Origin of the sequence: Psychromonas sp. MB-3u-54 (assembly GCF_002836415.1) — a bacterium.
In the GTDB taxonomy this organism is placed as follows: Bacteria; Pseudomonadota; Gammaproteobacteria; order Enterobacterales; family Psychromonadaceae; genus Psychromonas.
This window is the reverse complement of record NZ_PJBP01000168.1, coordinates 1-19061: the sequence shown is the minus strand read 5'-3', so window position 1 is coordinate 19061 and position 19061 is coordinate 1. Positions and strand designations below refer to the sequence as shown.

General features: G+C 39.7%; 12 protein-coding genes and 1 pseudogene. 9 read left to right on the top strand and 4 right to left on the bottom strand.

Annotated features, from left to right (window positions below; all coding sequences use genetic code 11):
- The first annotated feature begins 17 nt into the window (after window positions 1–17).
- The 3 genes from CXF72_RS13125 to CXF72_RS13115 all read left to right on the top strand — a co-directional run bounded on the left by CXF72_RS13125 (window position 18) and on the right by CXF72_RS13115 (window position 2858).
- On the top strand, window positions 18–548 hold the full coding sequence (locus CXF72_RS13125) for an OST-HTH/LOTUS domain-containing protein (RefSeq protein ID WP_101039458.1): 531 nt from the start codon (window positions 18–20) through the stop codon (window positions 546–548).
- Between the two features lie 80 nt (window positions 549–628).
- Window positions 629–1372 (top strand): hypothetical protein, encoded by a 744-nt coding sequence (locus tag CXF72_RS13120; protein WP_101039457.1) that lies wholly within the window; start codon window positions 629–631, stop codon window positions 1370–1372.
- On the top strand, window positions 1359–2858 hold the full coding sequence (locus CXF72_RS13115) for a dynamin family protein (RefSeq protein ID WP_101039456.1): 1500 nt from the start codon (window positions 1359–1361) through the stop codon (window positions 2856–2858). Before CXF72_RS13120 ends, CXF72_RS13115 begins: the two co-directional genes overlap by 14 nt.
- A 263-nt stretch (window positions 2859–3121) precedes the next feature.
- Here CXF72_RS13115 and CXF72_RS19875 read toward each other — a convergent pair.
- Window positions 3122–3496: pseudogene (locus tag CXF72_RS19875) on the bottom strand (IS5 family transposase); the annotation flags it as partial.
- Window positions 3497–4637: 1141 nt separating this feature from the next.
- Between CXF72_RS19875 and CXF72_RS13105 the strand changes: the two are divergent.
- The 4 genes from CXF72_RS13105 (at window position 4638) to CXF72_RS13090 (ending at window position 9780) form a co-directional block, all read left to right on the top strand.
- Entirely contained in the window at window positions 4638–6383 is a 1746-nt protein-coding gene (locus CXF72_RS13105) for a metallophosphoesterase (RefSeq protein ID WP_101039455.1), read from the top strand.
- A gap of 95 nt (window positions 6384–6478) precedes the next feature.
- Window positions 6479–7477: a transposase gene (locus CXF72_RS13100; protein ID WP_101039454.1), complete on the top strand. Its 999-nt coding sequence runs from the start codon at window positions 6479–6481 to the stop codon at window positions 7475–7477.
- 315 nt (window positions 7478–7792) lie between these two features.
- Window positions 7793–8104, top strand: a complete 312-nt coding sequence (locus tag CXF72_RS13095) for a hypothetical protein (protein ID WP_101039453.1) — start codon at window positions 7793–7795, stop codon at window positions 8102–8104.
- 209 nt (window positions 8105–8313) lie between these two features.
- The gene (locus CXF72_RS13090) at window positions 8314–9780 is read left to right on the top strand and encodes an FAD-dependent monooxygenase (protein WP_442966046.1); all 1467 of its coding nucleotides are present in this window, start codon (window positions 8314–8316) and stop codon (window positions 9778–9780) included.
- A 350-nt stretch (window positions 9781–10130) separates the two neighbouring features.
- On the opposite strand, the gene CXF72_RS13085 is transcribed toward CXF72_RS13090, so the two are convergent.
- The gene (locus tag CXF72_RS13085; RefSeq protein WP_101039452.1) at window positions 10131–11333 is read right to left on the bottom strand and encodes a benzoate/H(+) symporter BenE family transporter; all 1203 of its coding nucleotides are present in this window, start codon (window positions 11331–11333) and stop codon (window positions 10131–10133) included.
- A gap of 94 nt (window positions 11334–11427) precedes the next feature.
- Between CXF72_RS13085 and CXF72_RS13080 the strand changes: the two genes are divergently transcribed.
- Both CXF72_RS13080 and CXF72_RS13075 read left to right on the top strand, forming a co-directional pair.
- Entirely contained in the window at window positions 11428–11967 is a 540-nt protein-coding gene (locus CXF72_RS13080) for a helix-turn-helix domain-containing protein (RefSeq protein WP_101039451.1), read from the top strand.
- 673 nt (window positions 11968–12640) lie between these two features.
- Window positions 12641–17428, top strand: coding sequence for an NAD-glutamate dehydrogenase (locus CXF72_RS13075; RefSeq protein ID WP_101039450.1), 4788 nt, complete (start codon window positions 12641–12643; stop codon window positions 17426–17428).
- 216 nt (window positions 17429–17644) lie between these two features.
- Here CXF72_RS13075 and tcdA read toward each other — a convergent pair whose 3' ends face one another.
- Together tcdA and CXF72_RS13065 are read right to left on the bottom strand one after the other, a co-directional pair.
- The gene (gene tcdA, locus CXF72_RS13070) at window positions 17645–18427 is read right to left on the bottom strand and encodes a tRNA cyclic N6-threonylcarbamoyladenosine(37) synthase TcdA (RefSeq protein WP_101039449.1); all 783 of its coding nucleotides are present in this window, start codon (window positions 18425–18427) and stop codon (window positions 17645–17647) included.
- 151 nt (window positions 18428–18578) lie between these two features.
- On the bottom strand, window positions 18579–19034 hold the full coding sequence (locus CXF72_RS13065; RefSeq protein ID WP_101039448.1) for an Lrp/AsnC family transcriptional regulator: 456 nt from the start codon (window positions 19032–19034) through the stop codon (window positions 18579–18581).
- Between the last annotated feature and the right edge of the window lie 27 nt (window positions 19035–19061).

The window sequence follows — 19061 nt, the reverse complement described above, 5'->3', positions numbered from 1 at the left end:
CTACAGCAGGTTTTAAAATGATAGAAGAAGAAAGAAAAAAACTTATAAAAATCATTAGGTTAGCAATTAACTATGCTGAAAGGACAGGCGTTAAGCAGCCAGTTTCGTTGAAATCAATAGGAAGTATCTTAAAAAAGATTGATCCTAATTTTACTTATGCGCAGTTTGGCAAAGAAAAATTGATTCATTTGATTAAAGAATTTCCTAAAGAACTGCGCATTAGTTCTGAGAAAGAAGATTCTAGACTTAATTTTTTTGTAGAAGAAATAAACCCACGAGAAAATAAGCAGAGAGAAAGTGAGCATATTGAAAATAAATCTATCGAGATGGAGTTTTTAACAGATAATCTTATTAACAAAGATATTGTAGACTCCTATTTGAAGATGCTTGCACGTGTATCTTCACGGCATTCAAAAATGCTAAGACAATTGGAAATGGAGGTTGATAGACTAAAAGCAGATTTCGAATCTGATAAAAAAGAAATGGTTCAACTTGAAGATATTAAAGGAAAAATAAATAAAGATTTAAATAAATGGATTACTAAGTAAGTTTTTTAAATTTTTATACTTTGCAATATCAAAACACTTACATATCACCCTTTTTAAGGGTTGGGATACTCAAATAAAAAATGTTTGATGAACTTGTCTTGGAATTACAACAAACTCTTAAGAAGGATATTGAAGCTATTCACGTAGCAAGTTCAGATCCCGAAGAACAGCATGCTTACGATCGACTTATGGCGGTTGCTGAAAATGCTCCAGAGTTTCTGATTATATTTGGGGAACCTTGGCTCGACCCCAAAAGTATATCTAATGACACATTAGATATACTTAAGTGTTGTGCTCGTATTCATCTGTATGCCCGAATTTTAGATGATGCGATTGATGAGAATTCTCCTTGTTATAGGAAAAACTTGCTTCGCGCTCAACCCATTTTTTGGGACGTAGTTCAAAGAATAGGTTTTAGCTCATCACAATGTCTAGCTCAGCAAGCTATTGAGTTAGTTGTTGAAACTGTTAATGCGGTACAAGTTGATGATTTGATAAGCTGTCCTGCAAAGTGGGGTGAGAAAAATCATCATTTATTATTATTACCGCTATTGTTATCAAAAAATAATAACGCATACCAAACATGTAAGGACGGACTATCATCTTTGATCGCTTTGGTTCAGGCTGGAGATGAATGGCGGCAAGGGGAGTTCGCACAAGAGGCTATTAGAAAAGAGTTTTTTTTATTTTTGTCTAATTGTTTAAATGAAAAGATGTTAATAGCCATGAAAAATAATGGGTGGCATGTAGCTACTGAACGTATTGTGTGGAACGCACATCAACTATTAGATGTGTTATCGGATATAAAATATGACGGTAAATAAATTTGATTTTGAGAATCTACCTTGTTCAGATAAACTTAATCGATGTCTGCAATCGATTATCGGAAATGCTCAATCGACTAACAAATTGACAGATGGGCTGCTAACGGCTCGTGTTGTTGGGGAGTTTTCCGCAGGTAAAACTCGTTTTTTGCGAGAATTATTTGGTGAGTTAATACCTGAACCATTGTTTCCTATCAGTTCTCTAGAGAGACAAACAAGGCTGCCGCTAGAAATAACCTACGCAGAAACCCCTAAGTTAACACTTATTGAGAAAGCTGAAGACTATAGCCCCGTTCAAATAACTAAAACACTCTCTAGCTTTCCTGATCGGCAAAGTGTCATTGATTATGACACGGCTAATTACCGTTTACGCCTAGCCATTAACGAACCTCGGTTGATTTTACAAAATGGCGATGGCTACAGTGACGATAATAAGCCTAAGCGTCTTTTTTTAATAGACACACCTGGATGGAACTCTGGAGATGATGATTTAGCAGAGCGGGATGCGGCATCAATTATGGCAGGTTTTCATAACCTAGCATTGATTTATGTTTCACAAGCATCGCGTATCGATGGTGCAAACAACGCAGAGCACCTACGTGAATTTTTAGATGCTTTAGCAGAGGCGGATTTTCTAGAAAAAGCTAAATTATTATTTATTGTGACTAGTTGTCCAACACTTGAGATCGCTATATTTGAAAAGCGAGTTCGTAATTTGGTAAGTCGTTTGTGGGAGGAGTTAGGTAACTGTTCTGATGAGTTGGAAATGGATGTGTTATGTATTGATTTTGCTGATGTTTCCTCTAAGGAGTTAAATCATTTTCGTTCCAGTTTTTGGCATGCCCTTTTAGGGCCTTTACAACAAAATATATCTAATGATAGTTCATGGAGTAAAGTAATTAAACTGGCCCCAAATGATTGGGATATTATTCCTAGATTATCTGTAATGCAAGATATATTGAGCAAGTCTAATCAGCTATTGGATCTAGCACGCCAAGGCGATGATTTTATCCCAAGTATTAATAAATACCTCCTGATAGGGCTGAACATTAGTGAGATCCGTAAAAAAGTTAGAAATAAATGGTTAAAACAATTAGATACTAATGTTATAGATATTTATTTGTGGAGCCCTGGATTACTACCTGAAACACATCCACTGCTTGATTGGTGGGGGCAATACTGGCTTACTAATTTTAAACAAACTATGGAACCAGTTAGTGAATTTTTTTATGCAACAGAGAAGGCGATTAATGAATTAACCCCTGAAAATATTGATGATATAAAAAGCTATTTTTATTCCAGGTTATCTCGACAACATATTAAAGCTCAAATATCTTTGCAAAATAGCTTTGCATCATTAGTTTCAATGTCACAAAGTTTAGATCGTGAAAGTGATATAGAAAAACGTATGATGACACTTTTTTCTTTATCGATACTTCAGGCTCGATATGATGACTATGAGTATCAAAATATCAGTTCTGGTTAGGCTTATAAAATATTATTTAACAAGAGTTGTGAGTCATCAATATAAGTATTTACAGCTTAAACCGTCGGGCCAATAGTGCTACAATCTGCGGGTGAATTTAAATATTTACATGAAATTATAGCTAAACTGCCTTTATCAGCGAAATATAAGTGATAGATAAATCTAATCTAACGCTCTATCCCACAATTCACGAAACTTCCTTTTTATCTTTAAAGGAAGTTTTATGTACGAAAATTATCTAACTATTAGGGGTTGTTGATCTTTCACATTGGCAGCCAAATCATTGAGCATGCGAGGGCAAGCATGCTTTCAAAGTGGATTTTCAATTTGTCGAATCTTGTAGCAATCGCACGAAAATGCTTTAATCGAGCAAAAGCGTTTTCAACTAAATGCCGATATTTGTAAAGGCATCAATCTATATCTGCATTACCCAGAAGTGAATTTTTCTTTCTTGGGATCACTGGTATTGAGTTCCGCTCTTGTATTTTTTCTCTAATTGCTTCGCTATCATAACCTTTGTCGGCTACGAAAAAATCACTTTGAGGCAAGAGCTCAATCAACTCATTAGCTGCTTTGCTGTCATGCACTTCTCCACCTGTAATGATGAATTCAATCGGTAAACCATAACTATCAACAGCCCCTAGTACTTACCAAGTGTTGCTGAACATAATAAAGCTGACAAGACTGCTATTGTCACTAGGCTCGCGTCTTGCCTTTTGCTTCCAACCTGCTTAGAGGTGTGTACATCTTAGATTTTTTTATGCACTACTGAGAACACTCAGGGGTATAAGGCGGGGTATCTTGATTTTACAGTTTAATTATAACATTAAATATCAATGTCTTATTATTCACATGGGCGGTATGATGTAAACATCCTTTGATTATTTCATAGGAACTCATCACGTTTCATTAAGCCCGTAAAGCCATGCTTTACGGGCTTTTTTTGTTTTGGTTAGTTCATATTGTTTCATTAAAGCTCATAAAGTTGCAGTGTTTATTAGGTTTTAAGTGGGGTATCACTAGCTACGTGGTTATTTTTTTATGCTATATATCGCATTGTTACCCCACCTTGAGCCGTGATAGAGAGTTATGAAATGGCATCCACTGCATTAGCAATAAAAAACAGATCAAAAAATATGATAACTTTCATTAACGGTGGAAGATCCCTATTCTGATAATTGTAATTTATAGCAAAAGAATTAATGTAGAGATTAATGATTTCGAAGGAAAAATTTTAACCAGTAAGGATTATTTCCTTTTTAGTTTTTTTGCTATTAACTATTGTTGCTAATCATGGGAATACTTGTGAATGGTGATGACGATCATGCAGATAATCCCAAAATGAGAACTTTAATTTTCGGCATTTTGTCTTCGAGCTAATAATATATCGCGATATTCTCCCCAAATTACTGCGTCTTCCACCGCTCATGTTGCGTTTTACATAATCTCTTATATCACTTTCACTTCCGTTGTTGTGCAAAGGGACGTTCGATCGTTTTAATACCAGTAGCAGCTTATCTTTATGTTTGGCGGGCCTTTCTAACCATTTAATTCTTAACCTAAATCTCGGCTTGCAAAATCGACAGAATGATCTACGCAGTGATTGCATGTAGTGAAAATAGGCATATATTATAACTATCAAATAGAAATAAAAAAAACATCGTCTGTGCGCTGGTCATTCAACTGTTTCTCTTTATGTTTATCTTTATATTTCCCGATTAAGCAGCAAATGCGGCAATGGCTGCGGTGCTTTTAATTGTTTCCCTTTAAGAGGCTTCTATGAATAAAACAACTATTCCATGTAAATACTTAGATCGTGTCTTTAAAAAGCCAGAGAAAATGGGGCTTCGAGGTGATCCTATGTTATGGGATTGGTTAAAGGATAAACTGACCAGTGCTAGCGATGAATCAACGGGTGAACAACTGCTGCTTGAGATACGTAAAGACCTTGAAGAGTTTGGTGTAGATTTATCCGGTCGTTTAGATGACGTACATATAAAGGCATTTGATAGAGGGGGAATGTCCGGCATCTGCGTTAGTACACAATGGTGGATAAGAAAAGGCTTGCCTCTTATTGAGCAGCGTTTAACTGATCTAAGCAAGGTTTTGGATTTTAAGCAATTTAAGCTACCAAGAAATGTAGAAGATCTGTTTTTTATCGGTGATATCCACGCTCAATACGAAAAGCTTACCGATCTTTTAGAGCATTGTGGTTATATTGAATCAGAGCCTGAGAATGCTTTCTCCTACGGCAGGTTGGTATTTTTGGGTGATCTTATTGACAATAAACCTGACTGGGGAGGTGACCACCTTTCACTGCTAAATCATATTAAAGATCTGCTTGATAAAAGACTGGCTTATTGCGTATTGGGTAACCACGAGTTTAACGCTATTGGCTGGAGTCTTAAAAAGCCAGACGGCAGTTATTGTCGGGATAGAAACAAATCGGGCAACCGTAGGCAGCATCAATTATTTCTTGAACAAGTGGGTGAAGATTCCAGACAATATCATAAATGGATTGAGTGGTTTAAAACCTTGCCTTTGTTCATGGATTTTGCCGATGTGCGCGTGATTCATGCTTGCTGGCATCAGAAATCTATCGATAAAATCCGTCCCTATCTGAATGATGATAACAGTCTGAAAACAGAGTATTGGTATGATGCATTTGACCCTGAACATGAGTTATATCTGCTTTGTGAAACCTTGTTAAAAGGGCCCGAAATAGCGCTGCCTGAAGGCTTTTCATTTAAAGATAAAAATCAGATTGAGCGAAAAAATATCCGAGTAGGCTGGTGGAAAGCGCAAGAAGATATTAAAACCTTCAGAGATCTTGCTGTTGTGGCGAATGCCGAAGGAGATTGTATTCCGGATCTGCCTGTACAGTCTATGCATACCAGCTTTAATAAGGAACAGGATGTACCTGTTGTTGTTGGTCATTATACGCTTGATTCCGCCACTCCTTATTGTGTTGGAGATAAGGTGGTTTGTGTTGATTTTAATGCCGCGTCTCCCGGTAAAAGACTTAATGGTTATGTGGTTAATCTGAAGTCCTGGAAAAGTGCTGATCAGCTGGTATCTGAAGATAATTTTAGCGCGATTGATTTGGTAAATTCAGATGTTGTCGTTTGGCTGGGAGTCGATGGCATTTTAAGCGAATACCTTGAGTCTATTCCGCTGCCGGAGCTAAATGAGGAACTATCTGAGTCGCTATTCGAAAAAATAGGTGCGCTCCTTAAAAATGAGTGGGCGCCGCGAAAATCAGCCTTGCAGGATCAATATGAGCCTTATCTGGAAGATGTACTTAAGCTTGCGGGGGCTCAAAAAGAAGATGAACTGACTATGTATCTGTATTTTACTGAAAAATACATTCTAGACGTGGAAAGGCAGCATGCAGTATCTGTGTGCAGAAGGGCTGCCAGCCATATCACTGCCATGGTTAAGTATGAATTTGAGAAAGTGGCTGATTCACCAACCTATGATAAAGCATCACTCACTAAGTTTATTTCAAAAGCCAAGTACGAATAGCTGGACCGAATAGCTGGACAGCCATTTAATTGACTAAATATTAATGCGCATCTATATTTTATTCAGGCACTGTTTTAAATGATTAGGAGCTCATTATGACGCAATCTCGTGCAACACAGGTTTCCTTGGTTGATACGCCTTACTATCATTGTATTTCCCGTTGTGTTCGGCGTGCTTTTTTATGCGGCAAGGATAAATTCAGCGGGCAAAGCTTTGAGCATCGAAGACAATGGATGGTCGAACGCCTCCAGTTTTTAACCTCCATTTTTACTATTGATACCTGCGCTTACGCCATTATGTCTAATCACTATCATCTGGTTTTGCATGTTAATGAATTAGAAAACAGTGAGTTAAACGATGAAGAAGTTTGTCTGCGTTGGAGTCACCTTTATTCAATGCCAACATTAGTGAGCCGATGGCAAGCAGGAGCAGGGTTATCCGAGGAGGAGTTATTGATGGTAAAAACGGTTATTAATAAATGGCGAGAAAGGCTAATGGATATCTCTTGGTTTATGCGCAGCATTAATGAATTTATAGCCCGTAAAGCGAACAAAGAAGATAATTGCGCCGGTCGATTCTGGGAGGGGCGCTTTAAATCGCAGGCTTTATTAGATGAGAATGCGTTGCTTACCTGCATGGCTTACGTTGATTTGAATCCAATACGCGCCAAAATGGCCTCTAGCATAGAGTGCTCTGAATACACTTCAGTCCATGAGCGCATTCACGGCAACGCAAGTAAACACATGATAGTGGCACCCGAAAATAGGCCCATTAAACCTTTGTATGGTTTTGTGGGCGATAAGGCTCAGCAGACATCCGAAGGAATCCCTTTTTCGCTGATTGATTATTTTGAATTACTGGATTGGACGAGCAGAGTATTACGAGATGATAAGCGTGGAGTGATATCAGGCACTCAACCACAATTACTTGATGTATTAGGGATTGATGATGAAGCCTGGTGTGAATTAGCGAGTAGTTTTGGTAAAAATTATCAGGGTGCGGTGGGGTCGTTAGAAGAATTAGCCTCTTACGCTGAACATACTGGTAAATGTTGGATTGCTAAGAAAAATGTACTGCATCGATCTTTACATTAATCCTTTTATTTGAAAATATTTTTATGATAGCTTATGTATCTTTGTTCGTTGAGGTATTTTAACACACGTTAAATTTAGCTAATCTAATTATTTAACCTGCTTTTCAATGAAATGTTACTCCCTACCTTAATAAATGACTTAAATGCTGCTTATCAGGGCTGATATTTATGAGTCTTTGTATTAAATAATAGCCATATCAATTAATGGATGTCCGTAATTGTTTTTCGTAATTGTTTATGGATGTCCGTAATTGTTTATGGATGTCCGTAATTGTTTTTTTAATCCGTAATTGTTTAATCCGTAATTGTTACGTAATTGTTTGGTAAAATAATTAATGAAAAATCAGTCACAGATGCTTTTGGTGACCGTTACAGTTTGTACACTTGTTTGATTTTTTTTAGTGATCAATTTACGGGTGGCGAAACACAATTTTTAGTTGATAAAAGTGATTCAACACGCCCAGCTAGAAGGCCTGATAACGCTCAAATTAAAGGTATTCGTACAGCTGTTGGCGTGGTGTTATGTTTTCCGCATGGCACTCATCCATTACATTGTTTGCATGGTTCACAAATAATTAGTGAAGGTGTGAAGTATATTATTCGCAGCGATCTTTTGTTTAGCTTATAAATTAATATTTAGTGCTTTTAGGCAACTCATTTATTTTAAATAGTTATGTAGCGTCGATCCCATCAATTTTCTCGCGTTAAACGGTTATAGACAGTAATGAAGGTTATAATCACAACTTGACTATCAGCCTTTACGGCAGCCATCTCGGCTGAGGTTTTTTCTCTTTAAGGAAAAGCGATAGCTGGTTAAATAAAGGCTGAGTGGAAAGGATGGAAAAAGTGAAAAATGAAGATCATAACTGGACTATTTGTCCGGCATGTCAGGGACGCGGCAAAAAAAGTAAGGGGTTGCGCAAGAAAGTGAGATTGCGCTACCAGAGAGAGCTGGAGCAATTTGAAAAAAACAACAGCGAAGGGACGGCGCCTGTTCGTCCTAAGGGTCACCTCGATACATGCTTGAACTGCAAAGGGTCGGGGTTGATTCATTCAGCTCGGCCTCCCTTAGCTGATCAAGAAAACTACCCGCACCTTGCTATTATTGGCGGCGGAATAGGCGGGGTGGCTCTCGCCATTGCTTGTCTGCACCGCGGAATTCCTTTTACGCTTTATGAACGTGATAGCGGCTTCGAGACACGATCCCAGGGCTATGGGCTCACTCTGCAGCAAGCGAGTAGAGCTATTCAAGGATTGGGAATTGTCTCCTTAGAAGCGGGTGTGGTTTCAACCCGGCATGTGGTTCATACTACCGAAGGAAAAGTGATCGGCGAATGGGGAATAAGAAAATGGGGGAAGCCTGATGCGCAAACGTCACCGAAACGCACCAATGTGCATATTGCCAGACAGTCGCTGCGCTTAGCGCTGCTTCGGCAGCTAGGGGGGCATGATGCGGTGCAGTGGGGGCACCAGTTGGTTGATTTTAAAGAATGCGCAGGCGAAGGTGTGGATTTAAGCTTTCAAGTAGATGGGCAGATCAAACACGCCAAAGCGGATCTTGTGGTGGGGGCGGATGGAATTCGCAGTTCGGTGCGCAGGTTGTTGATTGGTGAGGAGGCTTCCCCATTATGTTATTTAGGTTGTATTGTGATTTTGGGAATTTGTCCTTTGGAGGCGATAGAAGACTGCGAAGGTTTTGATCGTTCTTTGCTGGACTCGGCTACGGTATTTCAAACAGCCAACGGCAATGAGCGGATCTATATGATGCCCTATGCGTCAAACTCGGTGATGTGGCAGCTTAGCTTTCCAATGTCAGAAAAACAGGCTAAGGCTTTGAGTGCTCGAGGAACTCAAGCACTTAAGATTGAGGCCTGTCGTCGATGTCAGTGGCACTATCCTATTCCGCAGATTTTAGCGGCGACGCGGGAAGATCAGATTTCGGGTTATCCCGTCTATGATCGCGCCCTGCTCGAGGCCGAATTGTTGGCCACCGGTGCTAAAGTGACTCTGATTGGAGATGCGGCTCACCCGATGAGTCCCTTCAAAGGGCAGGGAGCGAATCAAGCTCTGCTCGATGCGCTGGCGCTGGCTCGAGAGATAAAAAAAGAATGCCGGCCCTTATCTCAATGGAGAAAAGCAGGAATAAGGAAAAGAGTGTTAACTGAGTTTGAATCAGAAATGTTGCAGCGCAGCGCGACTAAAGTGAAGGATTCAGCGGAGGCTGCACAGTTTCTGCATTCAGAAGTCGTGCTTCATGAGGGCAATGAGCCTAGAGGGCGGTGCCTAAAGAACAAAGCAACATAGAATCACGGTTAAGCGAAATAATGACGCTTAGCCAGATTATTAAATTTACTTAATTCTTATCAATAAAAATGACTTTGCTGCTCATTTATTTGTGTGGTTGTTAGCATGATAAATTTGTTGTTCGGGGGTAAGCGATTTAGATTTCCAGCTGGAATTGGGGCAAGCCCCTTAGAAATATTGCACTCTTAATCCGTTGAGAGATCCCCATTAACGATCCTTTTATCGAGGGCGCTGGCGCCATGCTTTGAGCAAGACTGCTGATTGTCTCTCTATCTATTATTTTATTACTTAGATGCCGTATTTGTGGACAGCAAAACAGTGCAGAAAAGATTAAATACTGATGCTCACTCTCAGCGCTTAATCTCCTTTGCTTTTTTAGCTGTTATCTTAATTTTCAGGGTGTTTTTAGTTAACTGAATATGTATTAATCCGGCTAATAGCCCCCACAGCGTAGAACCGATACCTAATAGCGTGACCCCGGACATTGTCAGAAGAAATGTAAGCAAAGCGGATTCTCGAAATTTTTCTTTTTCAAAAGCCGTTTGCAGGCACATCTGCAATGTCCCTAATAAAGCAAGCCCAGCTAATATGTCTGTAATTCCACCGGGTAAAAACAGGAAGATATCCACTAAGGTTGTTGCAAAAAGGCCCGCAATAAGATAAAAAATACCCGCCCATATTGCCGCCCGGTATCGCACTGTTTTATCCGGATCTACTTCTTCATTCATACAGATAGCCGCTGAAATTGCAGCGAGGTTGACACTAAAACCACCGAAGGGTGCCGCTAACAGATTGGCCAGTCCTGTACCTATCAAGAGCGGCTTGACGGGTGTCTCGTATTGATAACTTCGGATCATGACAATACCCGGTAAATTCTGTGAGAGCATAGTGATCACATAGAGTGGAATGCTGAGATTAATCATTGCCCAGAGATCAAACTCCGGTGTCACCCACGCTGGCTGCGCAACGGAGAGTATAATTTCCTGATCCGTGAAGGCACCCGTCATGACTGCGCAGATGATGCCGGCAGTCAGTAATAGCACCATTGAATAACGAGGGAAACAACGTTTGCCGATAAAAAAACTGGCAAACATACTTAAAAATATGACCGGGTTATCCATCAACGGCGTAAAGGCTTTCAGGCAAAATGGCAGTAGAATGGCGCCCAGCATTGCCGTTGCTAATTGAGCAGGTATCTTTTCTAAGATTCGGCTTAGTGGCGTTATCAGTCCGGTTAATATAATTAAGACTGCAGAGACAACAAAAGCGCCAATAACCACAGGTAACCCGTATTGAGTCGCTCCACTGACCAGTATGACAGCGCCCGGCGTTGACCATGCGGTTAAAATCGGCGCCTTATAAAACCACGAAAAAATAATAGTGGTAAGTCCGGTGGCGATACCAAGGGTCAGCAGCCAACTGCCAATTTGCGCCGATGATGCGCCAGCCGAGGTGGCAGCTTGAATTATAATAAAAACAGAGCTGCTGTAGCCGACCAAAACAGCGCTAAAGCCGGCAAATAAGTGACTGATATTGAATGTTCTTTTTATCATTTACCGCTCCAGAGACAAGTGCTACAATTGTGCGTTATTACGCACAAAGTTGAGTGTATCATTGTGCGTTATAGCGCACAACAAAGGAAAGGTAATGAATCAATTAATTTTCAAATCACATATCGCCAAGCATTTGAAGTCGCTGCGCAACAAGAAAAAACTCAGCTTGGATGCCACAGCTAAAGCGACGGGCGTATCTAAAGCTATGTTAGGACAGATTGAGCGGGAAGAATCGAGTCCGACTATTTCGACGCTATGGAAAATTTCAAGTGGTTTAGAAAGCTCTTTCTCTGCTTTTTTTGCTGATGAGCCGCAGTTATGCTCGAGTGAAAAAATCTTTCCAAATGATCCTGATATGAAGATTAAAACGTTGTTTCCTTTTAAGGCTGATGCGGGTTTAGAGGTGTTTGAAATCACCTTGACCGGACATCACAAGCAAATGTCATCTCCCCATGGAGCAGGGGTGATTGAACATATACATGTGTTAGAAGGTCAATTAAGCATCTATTTTGATGGTCAATGGCATTCGCTGAAGAGTGGTGAGAGTATGCGATTTTTTAGTGATCAAGCACATGGTTATCAAGCAATATCTGAAACCGCTATTTTTCAGAATATTGTATGCTATCAGCAATAAACTTATACACTTCACATTAATGAAGTTGGGGGCAAGGTAATTGTCTGCACTGATTATCAGACGATCTTCTCTCACCTTATCGAAACCGCTATTTTTCAGAATATTGTATGCTATCAGCAATAAACTTATACACTTCACATTAATGAAGTTGGGGGCAAGGTAATTGTCTGCACTGATTATTAGACGATCTTCTATCACCTTAGAAACAAATGGCCAGTAATACGTACATGAAGAGCCTGTGATGCCATTGTCAATAAGGTTAATTTAGCGTTCACTTTGGGGCGTTTGCGCCTGAGAATAATTATCTATGATAAGTAGACGGACTTTGATTGGTCGTTGCAATATTATCCTTTTATAAAAGCCGGTTGTTAGGCAAATTGGCGGCATGATCTGTTCTAAAATAATTGCTTTTAAAAGTCATTTCGGGGGCTTTTTTTATGCAATTTTTATAAACATGATTTTGCTGATAACAAGGAATCCGATGCTTCTCTCTCGGGCTATTCCTAATCTTCCTGTTGTAGTTGATGAGGGTTTAATTTAGATGTTGAAAATTAGTGAAGAAAATGCAGTAACTCTCTATCACCTCTCATTTTATTAATTTTTTTTAATAGCCTTTTAGTTTGCACCAACCTATAGTGGCGAGATTTATAAGTACTTAATAGAGGTCGTGTACATGAAATCAATACTCAACCAAAAAAATGACATTTTAGATCAAATTTTCTCTCAATTAAAAAGTTATTTTTCTGAACCGGAACAACAAACGGTAGAACAATTTATTCAAACTATTTTCCGTGATGTGGCGATCGCCGATTTAACACCAATACCATTAACTGATCTGGCCGGACTGACGGGTTCATTATGGCGAGAAACGGCTAAATGGAAAGGTAGCCAAGCAAAAGTACGTGTTTTTAACCCCGATGTTGAGCAAGATGAATGGAAATCTACCCATACGGTATTGACTGTATTATGCCGTAATACTCCCTTTGTGATTGATACCCTAAAACTTGTCCTCAATGAGCAAAATATTAAATTACATCGTGTTTATTATGGGGAAATGTCCAGCAGACGGGACCAAAATGGGAAATTAATCTCTTTCGATGAAGCAAACTTAAATGAATTATTACTCTATTTTGAAATTGACAACACCAGCTCAAAAAAAGAACGCGATCAAATTTCAGCTAAAATACAAACAGCATTAGAAAATGTGGCGCTGGTGGGAGATGATTTTGCAGCATTAAAAAATACGATGACAGAAGCTATCGAAATCAGTAAAACGGATAATCTAAAAGAACATATTGATAACTTAAAAGAACAGCAAACCTATTTATTATGGATGTTAAAGGATCATTTTACTTTTCTTGGTTGTGATCAATTTAATGTTGAAAATGGAAAGATTAATGTCCTTGAGGGGAGCCAGTTAGGTTTATTGAAACGCCCTGATTTTATGACTAAAGCCCATGACTTTGAATCGTTTTCAATACTTAATGAGATGACATTTATCCATTTTAGTAAAGCCTCACAACGTGCGATGGTTCACCGCAGAGCTTTTCCAGATGTTATTTATATCAAACGTTTTAATGCAGCAGGGGAGCTGATTTCCGGTTTTCGTTTTGTCGGCTTATATACCTCTTCCGTTTACAGTGGTACGCCAACTGAGATACCCGTAATACGTGATAAATTAGCGAATATGTTAAAACAATCGCCTTATAGTCAAGGGGGGCATTATTATAAAGAATTATCACAAATATTATATACCTACCCGATTGAAGATTTGCTGTTATGTGCTGAAACCGGCTTATTACAAAATGCGACCGAAATCTTACATGCTCAAGAGCGCAAAGAATTAAAACTGTTTTTACGTATGGATGGTAATAATCAATTTGTGGTGGCCATCTTATATGTTCCTCGTGATGTTTATAATACTAAGGTAAGGCTGGATTTTGAAGAGTTAATCTGTCGTACTCTGGAAGTCACAGACCGTGATTTTCAAACCTATTTAAGCGAATCAAATTTAGCGCGTTTACGTTTGGTATTACGCTTAAAAGCCCCCCTTGAATATCCGTTAGAAGTGCAGGCCATACAGGATCGCATGAAACAGTTAACCAAACTCTGGAGCGAGGGGTTACAGGACTCTTTAGTTGAAAATTTTGGCGAGGAACGTGGCATAAAACTGGTTAAAAAATACCAGTCATCATTTTCAACAAGTTATAAAGATAGTTTTAGTGCCCGTGTTGCAGTGTCCGATATTGAGCGTATCGAGTCCGTCTATGCAGATAAAGAACGGTCTATGGCATTACGTTTTTATCGTTCTCTGGATCCTAATGGCAGCCAGTTAAAATTAAAACTTTTCCACCAGGATGGTGCTTTATTATTATCGGATCTTATCCCTATTCTGGAAAATCTCGGCCTTAAAGTGGCGGAAGAATACCCTTATAAAGTTACCCCGAATAGTGAACAGTCATTCTGGTTATATGATTTTACCTTAATTTATTCACGGGTTACTGATTTTAATCCTGATGCCTACCACGATGTTTTTGTTGATACATTTTTATCCGTTTGGTATGGAAGAGCCGAAAATGACTCTTTTAATAAACTGATTTTGAGGACGGGATTAACGTGGCGTGATATCGCGATGCTGCGTGCTTATGCCAAATATTTAAAACAGATCCGTTTTGGCTTTAGTCAATCTGCAATAGCAAAAACAATGTTAGACCATAGCAAGTTAGTCATCGAGTTGGTGCAGCTCTTTAAGCTACGCTTTGACCCAAGCAACGAAATTAATTTAGAAAAACAGCAAAAATTAGAAGAAAAAATTCTAACCTCATTAAATGACGTGACTAATCTTAATGAAGACCGTGTATTAAGGCAGTATGTTGAACTTATCATGGCCACTATTCGGACCAATTATTTCCAGAAAAGTGAAGGGGAAAATCAACCCTATATCAGTTTTAAATTTGACCATGCTAAATTATCTGAGATTCCATTACCGCGTTTAAATGTTGAAATTTTTGTTTATTCACCGCGTGTAGAAGGTGTGCATTTACGCGGCGGCAAAGTTGCCCGTGGTGGTTTACGTTGGTCTGATCGTCGTGAAGATTACCGTACTGAAGTATTAGGATTAGTGAAAGCACAGCAGGTTAAAAATGCGGTGATTGTTCCGGTAGGTGCTAAAGGCGGTTTTGTCGCTAAAAAACTCAATGCTTCTATGGACAGAGATAGTTTTATGAAGGAGGGCATTAGCAGCTACAAATTGTTTGTTAGTGCATTACTTGATCTGAGCGATAATCTTGATCAAGGCCGGGTAATACCCCCCGTTGATGTGGTTCGCTATGACGACGATGATACCTATCTTGTTGTAGCAGCAGATAAAGGTACAGCTACTTTTTCTGATTTTGCCAATGAACTCGCGGTCGCAAGAAATTTCTGGCTAAATGATGCATTCGCCTCTGGTGGTAGCCATGGTTACGACCATAAGGTCATGGGTATTACTGCACGTGGTGCATGGATTAGTGTACAGCGTCACTTTCGTGAACTGGGTGTTAATGTACAAAAGGATCCTATTAGTGTAATCGGCATAGGTGATATGGCGGGTGATGTATTTGGCAACGGCATGTTAAGCTCACAATCGATACGCTTGGTTGCTGCCTTTAATCACCTGCATATATTTATTGATCCGAATCCGACCGATCAAGCGGCCTGTTTTACGGAGCGCAAACGCTTATATGATACCCCGAAAACGGGTTGGAATGATTACGATAAAGCCTTAATTTCTGCAGGAGGCGGGATTTTTGAACGTCGGGCTAAGTCAATAAACGTTTCTCCTGAAATGGCCAAACGTTTTGATATTCAAAAACAGAAAGTAACACCTAATGAATTGATCTCGCTATTATTAAAAGCGCAAGTTGATCTGATTTGGAATGGTGGTATAGGTACCTACATAAAAGCCAGCAGCCAAAGTCATGCGGATGTCGGTGATAAAGCCAATGATGTGTTACGTGTCAATGCAAAACAACTGCGCTGTCGTGTGCTGGGTGAAGGTGGAAATTTAGGTGTAACACAATCTGCCCGTATTGAGTATGCATTACATGGTGGTTTATGTTTCACCGATGCGATTGATAATGCCGGGGGAGTGAACTGTTCCGATTTAGAAGTTAATATTAAAATCCTACTTGACAAACTGGTCTCCGAAGGAGATTTAACCGTTAAACAGCGTAATGTTTGGTTAGTTACTATGACCGATCAGGTTGGACAATTGGTGCTTAAAAATAATTATCGGCAGGCGCAAAGTATTAGCCTCTCTTATGTTGAATCATACAAACGTATTGAAGAGTATCGTCGTCTGATATGTAATTTAGAAGAAAAAGGCAAACTTAACCGTGCACTTGAATTTATTCCTACGGAGGATGTGCTTAATGAACGTAAAAATAGTCACCTCGGTTTGACTCGACCTTGTATTGCGGTGATGTTAGCTTATGCCAAAAATGAACTGAAAGAAGCCCTGGTCGCTGAGCATGTTGCTTCTGATCCTTGTTTGATCAAAGAGGCCGAAAAAATATTTCCTCGATCGCTGGTTGATAAATATAAAAATGAAGTTCATCTTCATCCGCTGATCAATGAAATTGTTGCCACGCAAATAAGTAATGATATTTTCAACTGCATGGGGACAACCTTTGTACATCGTTTAATGGCCAGTGCAGGCTGCTCATTTTTGGATGTCTGTAAAGCGTGGGTCGCAGCAAGAGAAATTTTCGCGATGACCTCGCTTCTGGAAGAGATTGAAGGATTAGATAATCAAGTTCCTGTCAATGTGCAAAATGATTTAATGCTGCAGTTAAAACGTATGGTGCAGCGCGGTACGCGTTGGATCATTAGCACCCATCGTACGGATCTTGATATCGGCATGCTGATTAAACAATATCAGGAGCCTTTGAGTATGTTAGCGGAACAATTTGATAATATATTAACCGGATCATCTCTTCTTCACAGACAACAATCATTGACTGAATTAACCGCCAAGAATGTGCCGGAAAAATTGGCGCATTCTCTGGCCAGTGTGGATAAAATTTATGCCATGTTAGGTGTTATTTCAGTTGCTGCAAAAGTGAAAATTGAACCCCAACTTGCAGTGCAGGTTTATTTCCACTGTGGTGATCATTTGAAATTATTTGATGTTGCTGAGCAACTTAGCCTTTTACCTGCAGATAATAATTGGCAATCGCTTGCCAGAGAAGCAATGCGCGATGATCTTGAATGGCAGCATATGCGGATCACTAAAAGTATATTAGAAATGGTCAAAGAAAGTATGGATATTGCGGATGCCTATGTTGATTGGCACTCATCAAATCATATGCTTTCTGATCGCTGGCAACGTATGGCTGATGCATTATTGGCGGCTAGTCCTCCAGAGTTTAGTATGTGTCAGGTGGCTTTACGCGAGTTGCTGGATCTATCTCAGAGTTAGTAGATAACTGAGTTGTTAAAACAGTACCTGTCGGCAAATCGTCCGGCAGGTACTGAAAAGCTCGAAAGCTAGAAGGCTCGAAGCTCGACACTCGAAGCTCGAAGCTCGAAGCTCGAAGCTCGAAGCTCGAAGCTCGAAAGCCGATAGCCGACAGCTGACAGCCTATAGCCTATAGCCTATAGCCGACAGCTGACAGCCAATAACCGATAGCCGCTTTTACCGCCCTTTTTGGGCTATTTTTTTCAGCATATATGCGCTACCTACAAAGCCGAAACTCGCGGTTACCATCGTTGATGCACCAAATCCTGTCGCACAATCCATCTTCATATTCCCATCGGATTCCGATTTTTGCTGGCACACTTCACCCTGCTGATCGGGGTAACTTAATTGCTCGGTAGAAAAAACACAATCCACGCTAAATTTTCGTTTAGGGTTTTTACTGAAATTGAAAAATCGGCGTAATTCCGAACGCACTTTAGAGGCCAGAGGATCCTGGACCGTACGTGCTAAATCAGCAACTTGAATTTGTGTAGGATCTAACTGTCCCCCCGCACCTCCAGAGGTAAGCAGCGGGTATTTATTACGTTTACAGTGTGCAATTAAGGCCACTTTAGCTTTGATGCTGTCGATTGCATCAAAGACATAATCAAATTCCGCTGATAAATATTCAAAGCAATTTTCTTTATCAATAAAATCATCAATTAAATTCAATTTAATGTCCGGATTTATCAACCGGCAGCGGTTTGCCATGGCTTCTATTTTCATTTCGCCGATGGTGTTGGTTAATGCATGCACCTGGCGATTGGTGTTAGTGACACAGATATCATCCATATCAATTAACGTGATTTGGCCAATACCGGAACGCGCCAGAGCCTCTACAACCCATGAACCAACCCCGCCAATACCAATAACGCAAATGTGGCTTTGTTGAAATTTATTAAGTGCTTGGGTGCCGTATAAGCGTTGTATACCGCCAAAGCGATTTTGATAATTAGACATGTAAAACTCCAGAATATAGCTGGCGCATTATACCCAATGTAAATAAAAATACGAGATGCTCAATAATTATTGAAGCAATGAGTTTGCTGCTAATAATAAATCAACAAACTATTCGCCGCCCGCGACGAATCAAGGACTGTTTTTTAGGAAATCATTTAAAGACAGGTAATGAGCTTTGCGCTTTTATTTGCCTTACGGATAAATGCGTATGGATATCTCTAACACTTTTTAGCCTGTGCAATTTTTTTGTAAACAATTCATACCCTTCTAAATCCGGACTCACTACCTCCAAAAGATAATCATAAGCACCTGAAACAATATAGCCGTTAATAACTTCTTTCATTTCTGCAATTATTTTCTCAAAGTCATCGATCGATGCGGCTTGGTGATCATTTAAGCGAATCTCAACAAAGAATGTCATCACTATCCCTATTTTGGCTTTATTTAGATTCGCTTGATAGTTTTCTATATAACCTTCTTCTTCCAGGCGCTTTAAGCGCCTTGCACAAGGAGAGGGGGATAACGCAACCTTCTCTGATAAATCAGCCGTTGATATACGGCCTTCTTGTTGAAGAATCATAAGCATGTGTTGATCAATTTTGTCCATTATTTTCCCACCAGATGAATTACGTTA

Bases quoted from the DNA above. Each gene is read 5' to 3' on its own strand.
- CXF72_RS13065 (WP_101039448.1), bottom strand. From the start codon at position 19,034: ATGGACAAAATTGATCAACACATGCTTATGATTCTTCAACAAGAAGGC.
- CXF72_RS13105 (WP_101039455.1), top strand. From the start codon at position 4,638: ATGAATAAAACAACTATTCCATGTAAATACTTAGATCGTGTCTTTAAA.
- CXF72_RS13080 (WP_101039451.1), top strand. From the start codon at position 11,428: ATGAATCAATTAATTTTCAAATCACATATCGCCAAGCATTTGAAGTCG.
- CXF72_RS13085 (WP_101039452.1), bottom strand. From the start codon at position 11,333: ATGATAAAAAGAACATTCAATATCAGTCACTTATTTGCCGGCTTTAGC.
- CXF72_RS13075 (WP_101039450.1), top strand. From the start codon at position 12,641: ATGAAATCAATACTCAACCAAAAAAATGACATTTTAGATCAAATTTTC.
- CXF72_RS13115 (WP_101039456.1), top strand. From the start codon at position 1,359: ATGACGGTAAATAAATTTGATTTTGAGAATCTACCTTGTTCAGATAAA.
- CXF72_RS13090 (WP_442966046.1), top strand. From the start codon at position 8,314: ATGGAAAAAGTGAAAAATGAAGATCATAACTGGACTATTTGTCCGGCA.
- CXF72_RS13120 (WP_101039457.1), top strand. From the start codon at position 629: ATGTTTGATGAACTTGTCTTGGAATTACAACAAACTCTTAAGAAGGAT.
- CXF72_RS13125 (WP_101039458.1), top strand. From the start codon at position 18: ATGATAGAAGAAGAAAGAAAAAAACTTATAAAAATCATTAGGTTAGCA.
- CXF72_RS13100 (WP_101039454.1), top strand. From the start codon at position 6,479: ATGACGCAATCTCGTGCAACACAGGTTTCCTTGGTTGATACGCCTTAC.
- tcdA (WP_101039449.1), bottom strand. From the start codon at position 18,427: ATGTCTAATTATCAAAATCGCTTTGGCGGTATACAACGCTTATACGGC.